This window comes from Burkholderia sp. Se-20378 (assembly GCF_017104665.1).
GTDB lineage: Bacteria > Pseudomonadota > Gammaproteobacteria > Burkholderiales > Burkholderiaceae > Burkholderia > Burkholderia lata.
In genome coordinates, this window is record NZ_JAAGPG010000307.1 from 1 (window position 1) to 9690 (window position 9690).

Consider the following 9690-nt stretch of genomic DNA (forward strand, 5'->3'; position numbering starts at 1 on the left):
TCTTCGCGCAGCAGGTCGCCGTCGCGGGCCTTCAACGCATCCGGCGCACTCGTGCGGCCGGACGGTCGCGCGATCAGCGTGATCCGCGCGCCCATCCCGGCAAGCATCCAGCCCGCGAGCGGGCCGGGGCCGAGCCCCTCGAATTCGACGATATGGATGCCGGAAAGCGGCGTGTTCAATGGCATGGCGACCTCATGGGGATGCAATCGAAGCGAACGGACGAGCCGTCACGCGAAAAGGGAATGTCCGTCGGATTCACGTATTCTGACGCGCTTTCGCGCCGCGAAGGCAATCGGTGCGACCTGCGGAAATGGCGGGCGAAACGACACGGCGAAGGGCACGCGGACGGGCATGCAAAAAGGCCGGCGCAAGCGCGCCGGCCTCTGCCGTCAGGGTATGACCCAGGACTGCCCCTGATACACCCGGGCCGCCGTCGACACGCCGGAGAGATCGATCTCGACGTAGCGGCTGCTTACCCGTTCGATCGCGGGCGGGTTACGGCGTCTTCCATTGACCGCCTTCGTAGACTCGCCCCGTCGAATTCGTTCTCGTCAGGTCGATTTCGATGCTCCGCGATCGCGACTTCGCGAAGATCGTCGAGGTCTGGATGTTCTGCTCGAACCACACCAGCACCTTCTCGATCGGCGTGAACGACGCGTCACCCGACACCATCACGTCGGGCGCCACGTAGATCGGCGTGCTGACGGCCTCGCCGTCGATACCGGTGCTCAGTTGGCAGATGCCGGGATGGATGTCGCCGTAGTCGTTCTCCATGTTGATCGCGGTCGGATCGCCGCCCGTCGACGGCGTCCCGAACTGGCCGAACTTGTCGAGGGTGATGATCTCCCCGACGCCGATCGAGACCTTCTTGGTCGACGCCTTGACCGAGATGCCGTCCTGGTAGCGGTTGGTCCCGAAGATCTGGTAGATCGGCGTCCACGAGAACTCGTTGTCCTCGAGGTATTCGAACGACGCGCGCCACACGATGTTGTAATCGGCGTCGCCGACCTTCTTCGCGAAGCACAGGTTGTAGCCGGCCTGCTTGAGCGTCGCGAAATCCTTCTTGCCGATCCCGATGTCGACGGTCTTGGTAGCGGCTGCCAGCACGTTCTGGAACGACTGGACGAGCGCACCGTACTCCTCGACCTGGAACAACTGCGCCTGCACCTCGAACTCGGCCACGTTTCCGGTCGGGCTGAGGCTCTTGCACACGACCTTCTGCCCCTGGTCGACATGCGTACCCTGGTAGATGTAATACGTGTTTTCGGTTCGGAGGTTGTCCTTGTTCACGCCGGTCACGGAGAACTTCTCGCCGGCCTTTTTCTTCAGCTCTCCGTTGCCTTCCGTAATCACGTCCCAACTGACACCGACTTTCGGCCAACGACAAACTTTCAGGATGCTCATTTTCTGGTCCCTCGAATAGCTCGCTGAGAATGGACTGCTTGCGCACGGCGAGCATCGCACGCAAAACGGCAAATCCGTGTTTATAGGTAAATTGCACAATTTCGAATTTGAAAACTATTCACAACTCAATTCATGAATTCGAATATTCAGTGCATGGAGCCAGATTAAGATTCAGCCGACGAATTGGCCATGCCACATTTCGCGTATTGACCGGCAATCAACGCCACCAGTTGACGCGTCGATTCGCAGCGGCATTTATCGAGTAAATGCTCGCGATGCTTGTCGACGGTGCGGGGGCTGATCTGAAGCAGGCGCGCGATCTGCTTGCTGCCGTGCCCCTGGCACAGCAGCCGCAGCACGCGGGATTCGGCCGGACTCAGGCGGATGCCGCCCAGGTCGATTTGATCCGGCCACACGAGGTCGTCGGGAAGCGCGCGACCCGGCAACGCAATGACGGATTGAACGCCGGTCTTCTGCTTGACGCGGCTCGCATGGCGGCGCGCGGTATCGAGCCCGATATCGAGATGAGCGGCGATGGCCTTGTTGCTGAACCCGCGACACAGTAGATCCAGAACTTCTTTCTCTCGCGGCGTGAGAGCAGGATCCGAATCCATCGGCCCGGTCGTGTCATTTTCGCCGCCGGGTAGGGATGGTCAGTTGAATGCGGTGCTGTCGGCTGCGCTATTTATGGTCGAAATTTCCGACAGGAGCGTCGCTTATACCACACCCCAACGCACCTGATTAATGCGCACGTCGATACAAATCAACACATCGAATAAAACGCTGAAACTGCACATGCACCGAATCACGAACCGGAATCGTTTTCCACAATCAATATGTTTTTATTTTTCGCACATGCGCAGCCGGAATTTTCTTTCGTATTGAAGCGTTGCAGAATGCCGCCGCGCGGCGCACGTCTCGCTCAATCCACCCGCGTACGGATCAAACGTTGGCGCCCGTACGATCCGATGACCGCATGCGAACTCGAAATCGGGATCAGGAACGTCGACGACGCGTGTGGACAGGATGCCTGGGTGGCAGGTCGAAGGCCGCGCGAACGCGAAGCCGTGGGGCGTGCGGAATCAGCGGAGTGAGCACGTCGCGCGTATCGATCGCGACGCAAGGCCATGCCGCGCGGCAAGTGGCCGCTGAACACGATATCGAATGCGACGAGCGCGTTGCGCGCGTCGTCGCATCACCGGCGGACCGCCCGCTTCGCCAGTCGTGAAACCGGCGAAGCGGGAAACCCGCCTGCCGCGCACGCCCGCATCGGGGCGCCGCGGCAACGCTCAGAACGCGTCGCCCGGCACGCGCACCCAGCCTTCCATCAGCACACGCGCACTGCGGCTCATGATCGCCTTGGTGACGGTCCATTCGCCGTTCTCGAGCTGCGCTTCCGCGCCGACGCGCAGCGTGCCCGACGGATGCCCGAAGCGCACCGCGTTGCGTTCGCCGCCGCCCGCCGCCAGGTTGACGAGCGTGCCGGGGATCGCCGCGGCCGTGCCGATCGCGACCGCCGCCGTGCCCATCATCGCGTGGTGCAGCTTTCCCATCGACATCGCGCGCACCAGCAGGTCGACGTCACCCGCGTTCACGCGCTTGCCGCTCGATGCGACGTAATCGGCCGGCTTCGCGACGAACGCGATCTTCGGCGTGTGCTGCCGCGTCGCGATTTCATCGAGCGTGTCGATCAGGCCCATGCGCAGCGCGCCGTGCGCACGAATCGTCTCGAACTTCTCGAGCGCCTTCGCATCGCCGTTGATCGCGTCCTGCAGCTCGGTGCCCGTATAGCCGATCGCTTCCGCTTCGACGAAGATCGTCGGAATGCCCGCGTTGATCATCGTCGCCTTCAGCGTACCGACGCCCGGCACCGCGAGATCGTCGACGAGGTTGCCGGTCGGGAACATCGACCCGCCCGCGCCTTCTTCCTCGGCGGCCGGGTCCATGAACTCGAGCTGCACTTCGGCGGCCGGGAACGTGACGCCGTCCAGTTCGAAGTCGCCCGTCTCCTGCACCGCGCCGTTCGTCACCGGCACATGCGCGACGATCGTCTTGCCGATGTTCGCCTGCCAGATCCGCACGGTCGCGACGCCGTCGCGCGGCACGCGCGCCGGATCGACGAGCCCGCCGCTGATCGCGAACGGGCCGACCGCCGCCGACAGGTTGCCGCAGTTGCCGGTCCAGTCGACGAACGCCTTGTCGATCGAAACCTGACCGAACAGGTAGTCGACGTCGTGGCCGGGCCGCGTGCTCTTCGACACGATCACCGTCTTGCTGGTGGACGACGTCGCGCCGCCCATCCCGTCGATCTGCTTGCCGTACGGATCGGGGCTGCCGATCACGCGCAGCAGCAGCGCGTCACGCGCGGCGCCCGGCGCCTGCGCGGCGTCCGGCAGGTCCTGCAGCCGGAAGAACACGCCCTTGCTGGTGCCGCCGCGGATATAGGTCGCGGGAATCCTGATTTGAGGAGTGTGAGCCATGTGTGCGTTATCCCTGTGTGACTCGATCAAGCCGCCTGCGACGATTCGAGGAAGTCCTGCGCGAAGCGCTGCAGCACGCCGCCTGCTTCGTAGATCGACACTTCCTCGGCCGTATCGAGCCGGCACGTCATCGGCACCTCGACGCGCTCGCCGTTCTTGCGGTGAATCACGAGCGTCAGGTCGGCGCGCGGCGTGCGCTCGCCGATCACGTCGAAGGTCTCGGTGCCGTCGATGCCGAGCGTCGTCCGGTTCGTGCCCGGCTTGAACTCGAGCGGCAGCACGCCCATCCCGATCAGGTTCGTGCGGTGGATCCGCTCGAAGCCTTCGGCGGCGATCGCCTCGACGCCCGCGAGCCGCACGCCCTTCGCCGCCCAGTCGCGCGACGAGCCCTGGCCGTAGTCGGCGCCGGCCACGACGATCAGCGGCTGCTTGCGATTCATGTACGTCTCGATCGCTTCCCACATCCGCATGACCTTGCCTTCCGGCTCGACGCGCGCGAGCGAGCCCTTCTTCACCGCGCCGTCGACGATCGCCATCTCGTTGATCAGCGTCGGGTTCGCGAAGGTTGCACGCTGCGCGGTCAGGTGGTCTCCCCGGTGCGTCGCGTACGAGTTGAAGTCTTCTTCCGGCAGGCCCATCTTCGCGAGGTATTCGCCGGCTGCGCTGTTCAGCAGGATCGCGTTCGACGGCGACAGGTGGTCGGTCGTGATGTTGTCGCCGAGCACCGCGAGCGGGCGCATCCCCTGCAGCGTGCGCTCGCCGGCCAGCGCGCCTTCCCAGTACGGCGGACGGCGGATGTACGTGCTCTGCGCGCGCCAGTCGTACAGCGGCGCCGCGCGCTCGCCCGCATCGGCGCTACGCGCGAACATCGGCTCGTAGACCTTGCGGAACTGCTCGGGCTTCACGCTCGATGCGACGATCGCATCGATCTCCTCGTCGGTCGGCCAGATGTCCTTCAGCGTGACGGGCTTGCCGTCCTGGTCGTGGCCGAGCACGTCCTTCTCGATGTCGAAGCGGATCGTGCCGGCGATCGCATACGCGACCACCAGCGGCGGCGACGCGAGGAACGCCTGCTTCGCATACGGGTGGATGCGGCCGTCGAAGTTGCGGTTACCGGACAGCACGGCCGTCGCGTACAGGTCGCGATCGACGATCTCCTGCTGGATCTTCGGATCGAGCGCGCCCGACATCCCGTTGCAGGTCGTGCACGCGAACGCGACGATGCCGAACCCGAGCTTCTCGAGTTCGGGCAGCAGGTTCGCTTCTTCCAGGTACAGCTCGACCGCCTTCGAGCCGGGCGCGAGCGAGCTCTTTACCCACGGCTTGCGCGTGAGGCCGCGCGCGTTCGCGTTGCGTGCGAGCAGCGCCGCTGCGATCACGTTGCGCGGGTTGCTGGTGTTCGTGCAGCTCGTGATCGCAGCGATGATCACCGCGCCGTCGGGCATCTCGCCCGCCTTCTCTTCCCACTGGCCGGCGATCCCGCGCGCGGCAAGATCGGACGTCGGCAGCCGCTTGTGCGGGTTCGACGGGCCGGCCATGTTGCGCACGACGCTCGACAGGTCGAACGTCAGCGTGCGCTCGTATTGCGCGTTGTCCAGCGTATCGGCCCACAGGCCCGCCACCTTCGCGTAGGTCTCGACGAGCTTCACCTGCTCGTCGCTGCGGCCGGTGAGGCGCAGGTAGTCGGTCGTCTGGCCATCGATGAAGAACATCGCGGCCGTCGCGCCGTATTCGGGCGCCATGTTCGAGATCGTCGCGCGATCGCCGAGCGTGAGGCTCGCCGCGCCTTCGCCGCGGAATTCCAGGTACGCGCCGACCACCTTTTCCTTGCGCAGGAACTCGGTCAGTGCGAGCACGACGTCGGTCGCGGTGATGCCGGGCTGGCGCTTGCCGGTCAGCTCGACGCCGACGATGTCGGGCAGGCGCATCCACGATGCGCGGCCGAGCATCACGTTCTCCGCTTCGAGGCCGCCGACGCCGATCGCGATCACGCCGAGCGCGTCGACGTGCGGCGTGTGGCTGTCGGTGCCGACGCAGGTGTCCGGATACGCGACGCCGTCTTGCGCCTGGATCACCGGCGACATCTTCTCGAGGTTGATCTGGTGCATGATGCCGTTGCCCGGCGGGATCACGTCGACGTTCTCGAACGCCTTCTTCGTCCACTCGATGAAGTGGAAGCGATCCTCGTTGCGGCGATCCTCGATCGCGCGGTTCTTCGCGAACGCGTCCGGATCGAAGCCGCCGCATTCGACGGCGAGCGAGTGGTCGACGATCAGCTGCACGGGCACGACCGGGTTCACCTTGGCCGGGTCGCCGCCGCCGTCGGCGATCGCGTCGCGCAGGCCGGCGAGATCGACGAGCGCGGTCTGCCCGAGGATGTCGTGGCACACGACGCGCGCCGGGAACCACGGGAAATCACGTTCGCGCTTGCGCTCGATGATCTGCTTCAGCGAATCGGCAAGGATCGCCGGATCACAGCGACGCACGAGGTTTTCGGCGAGCACGCGCGACGTATACGGCAGCGTGTCGTAGGCGCCGGGCGCGATCGCTTCGACCGCGGCGCGCGCGTCGAAATAGTCCAGCGACGTGCCGGGCAGGGGTTTGCGGTTGGCGGTATTCATGGTGTGGGGCACTCGGGTATGGCGTCCGGCGCACGCCGGCCCCCGTCACGCGGGAGGCCGGTGTGCACGGTGGGCGATCAGCGCTTTTCGATCGGTACGAACTGCAGGTCTTCCGGACCGGTGTAGTTCGCGCTCGGGCGGATGATCTTGTTGTCGATGCGCTGCTCCATGATGTGCGCGCTCCAGCCGGACGTGCGCGAGATCACGAACAGCGGCGTGAACATCGCGGTCGGCACGCCCATCATGTGATACGACACCGCGCTGAACCAGTCGAGGTTCGGGAACATCTTCTTCGCGTCCCACATCACCGATTCGAGGCGCTCGGCGATGTTGTACAGCTTCAGGTCGCCCGCTTCCTTCGACAGCTTGTGCGCGACGCCCTTGATCACCTTGTTGCGCGGATCGGAGATCGTGTAGACCGGGTGGCCGAAGCCGATCACGACTTCCTTGTTCTCGACGCGGCGGCGGATGTCGGCTTCGGCGTCGTCCGGCGAGCTGTAGCGGCTCTGGATTTCATACGCGACTTCGTTCGCGCCGCCATGCTTCGGCCCGCGCAGCGCGCCGATCGCGCCGGTGATCGCCGAGTAGATGTCCGAGCCCGTGCCCGCGATCACGCGGCCGGTGAACGTCGACGCGTTGAATTCGTGCTCCGCGTACAGGATCAGCGACGTGTGCATCGCCTCGACCCACGACTTCGACGGCGTCTTGCCGTGCAGCAGGTGCAGGAAGTGGCCGCCGATCGAGTCGTCGTCGGTTTCCGTTTCGATGCGCTTGCCGTTGTGCGAGAAGTGATACCAGTACAGCAGCATCGAGCCGAGCGATGCCATCAGGCGGTCGGCGATGTCGCGCGCGCCCGGCAGGTTGTGGTCGTCCTTCTCCGGCAGCACGGTGCCGAGCACCGACACGCCCGTGCGCATCACGTCCATCGGGTGCGCGGACGCCGGGATCTGCTCGAGCGCCGCCTTCAGCGCGTTCGGCAGGCCGCGCAGTGCGCGCAGCTTCGTCTTGTATGCGGCCAGTTCGGTCAGGTTCGGCAGCGTGCCGTGCACGAGCAGGTGTGCGATTTCCTCGAATTCGCACGACTCGGCGACATCGAGAATGTCGTAGCCGCGATAGTGCAGGTCGTTGCCGGTCTTGCCGACCGTGCACAGCGCCGTGTTGCCGGCCGTCACGCCCGACAGCGCCACCGACTTCTTCGGCTTGAATGCGCCTGCGGCGGCCGGTGCTGCTGCGTCTTTCGTCTCGCTCATGTTTCCGTTCTCCAATGTGTATCGGGGGTATCAGCGGTCGGCCGGACTTGGCGCTTTAGCGCTTAGTCCGGCCCCATGCTTCGCGGTCGGCCGGACTTGGCGCTTCAGCGCTTAGTGCGGCCCCATGCAAAGCTGTCGGCCGGACTTGGCGCTTCAACGCCTGGTGCGGCCCCATGCAAGGCGCGCCGGGATCGAATCCCGGCGCGTGGGCGCGTTACTTCTTGCCCTGCGCGAACAGCTCGTCGAGCTTGCGCTCGTATTCGTGATAGCCGAGGAAGTCGTACAGCTCGGCGCGCGTCTGCATCGTCGGCACGGCCGCCTTCTGCGTGCCGTCGCGGCGCAGCGTCTCGTAGAAGTTCAGCGCGGCCTTGTTCATCGCGCGATACGCGCCGCAGCAGTACAGCGCGATGTCGACGTTCGCCTCGCGCAGCTCGTCGAGCGTGAACAGCGGCGTCGAGCCGAATTCGGTCAGGTTCGCGAGGATCGGCACCTTCACGGCTGCCTTGAAGCGGCGGTAGTCGTCGAGCGACTTCATCGCTTCCGGGAAGATCATGTCCGCGCCGGCTTCGACGTAGGCCACCGCGCGCTCGATCGCCGAGTCGATCCCTTCGGCCGCGGCGGCGTCGGTGCGCGCCATGATCACGAACTGGTCGTCGGTACGCGCATCGACCGCCGCCTTGACGCGATCGACCATTTCTTCGACCGGCACGACTTCCTTGCCCGGACGGTGGCCGCAGCGCTTCTGGCCGACCTGGTCTTCCAGGTGCACGGCCGCGACGCCTGCCTTGATGAACGAGCGCACCGTGCGCGCGATGTTGAACGCGCCACCCCAGCCCGTATCGATGTCGACCAGCAGCGGCAGGTCGGTCGCATTGGTGATCCGGTTCGCGTCGATCAGCACGTCTTCCATCGTGCTGATGCCGAGGTCGGGGATCCCGAGCGAGTTCGCGGCGACGCCGCCACCCGACAGGTACACGGCCTTGAAGCCGACGGCCTGCGCCATCTTGGCTGCGTAGGCGGTGATCGCGCCGACGACCTGCAGCGGCTGCTCCGCCGCGACTGCCGCGCGGAATTTCGCGCCGGCGCTCTGAAGATGCGTATTGCTCATGAACGGCCTCCTGAAGGAACGACCGTTAACAGCAAGGACCGGGCCAGCTCGCACAACGTCGCTAACCCACTGATTCTTAAGCACCTGGTACGGGCGAGGCAGCGCCCAATGATTTCAATTTGGCAATTTCATGTTTCAAAAATGAAATCGCACGCGCATAATCGACCGCCATGGACCTCTCCTCGACCAAGCCCGTCGGCCCGGCCGATCGCGCGGTGCGCCCGCGCATCTGGGCGATGGGCATCAGCCGCCTGCGCGATCTCTTTCGCGAGATCGCCGGCGAATTCGACGAACGCGCCGACGTGCGCATCGTCACGCGCGCCTATGAGGATGCGCTCAGCGCGATCGCCGAGGCCGGCACCGCGCGGCCCGACGTGATCGTCGCGGCCGGCTCGAACGGCGGCTTCCTGAAAACGCGTGCGCAGGTGCCGGTGGTGGTCGTGTCGCCGACCGGCTTCGACGTGATGCAGGCGCTCGCGCGCGCACGGCGCGACGCATCGCGGATCGCGCTCGTCAGCGCCGGGGAAACGCCGCCCGAAGTGCGCCGCTTCGTCGCCGCGTACGGCCTCGACGTGCAGTTTGCGTCATATCAGTCTGCACAGGAAGCGGAAGCCTGCGTGCACGAGCTGCGCGACCGCGGCATCGAGACGATCGTCGGCCCCGGCCTCGTCACCGATCTCGCGGCCAGCGCCGGCATGGGCGCGGTGTTCCTGTATTCGCACGCATCGGTACGCAAGGCCGTCGATACTGCGCTCGAAGTCGCGTATGCGACGCATGCCGAAGCATTCCGCCGCCAGCGGCTCGACAACCTGCTCCAGCACTTGCGC

The 9690-nt window shown here is 65.4% G+C and carries 8 protein-coding genes; 1 reads left to right on the top strand and 7 read right to left on the bottom strand.

The features are described 5' to 3' along the window. From G3N93_RS26080 to prpB, 7 genes are all read right to left on the bottom strand, one after another. On the bottom strand, positions 1-185 hold a 185-nt coding region (locus G3N93_RS26080), incomplete at its 3' end, for a CoA transferase (protein WP_206134265.1). Between the two features lie 310 nt (positions 186-495). After that, a complete protein-coding gene (locus G3N93_RS26085) occupies positions 496-1404 on the bottom strand; it encodes a hypothetical protein (protein WP_174940700.1) in 909 nt (302 codons plus the stop codon). 164 nt (positions 1405-1568) lie between these two features. After that, positions 1569-2018, bottom strand: a complete 450-nt coding sequence (locus tag G3N93_RS26090; protein WP_174940698.1) for a helix-turn-helix transcriptional regulator — start codon at positions 2016-2018, stop codon at positions 1569-1571. 675 nt (positions 2019-2693) lie between these two features. Continuing rightward, positions 2694-3884 (bottom strand): 2-methylaconitate cis-trans isomerase PrpF, encoded by a 1191-nt coding sequence (gene prpF, locus G3N93_RS26095; protein ID WP_011353759.1) that lies wholly within the window; start codon positions 3882-3884, stop codon positions 2694-2696. Between the two features lie 26 nt (positions 3885-3910). After that, positions 3911-6505, bottom strand: coding sequence for a Fe/S-dependent 2-methylisocitrate dehydratase AcnD (gene acnD / locus G3N93_RS26100; protein WP_174940696.1), 2595 nt, complete (start codon positions 6503-6505; stop codon positions 3911-3913). 77 nt (positions 6506-6582) lie between these two features. Next, positions 6583-7755 carry a 2-methylcitrate synthase gene (gene prpC / locus G3N93_RS26105; RefSeq protein ID WP_122948256.1) on the bottom strand — a complete coding sequence of 391 codons (1173 nt, stop codon included), beginning with the start codon at positions 7753-7755 and terminating at the stop codon, positions 6583-6585. A gap of 214 nt (positions 7756-7969) precedes the next feature. Further along, on the bottom strand, positions 7970-8863 hold the full coding sequence (gene prpB / locus G3N93_RS26110; protein ID WP_011353756.1) for a methylisocitrate lyase: 894 nt from the start codon (positions 8861-8863) through the stop codon (positions 7970-7972). Between the two features lie 170 nt (positions 8864-9033). On the opposite strand from prpB, the gene G3N93_RS26115 reads away from it, so the two are divergent. Continuing rightward, positions 9034-9690, top strand: a 657-nt coding sequence (locus G3N93_RS26115; protein WP_206134266.1) for a PrpR N-terminal domain-containing protein, incomplete at its 3' end; no start/stop codon positions are given.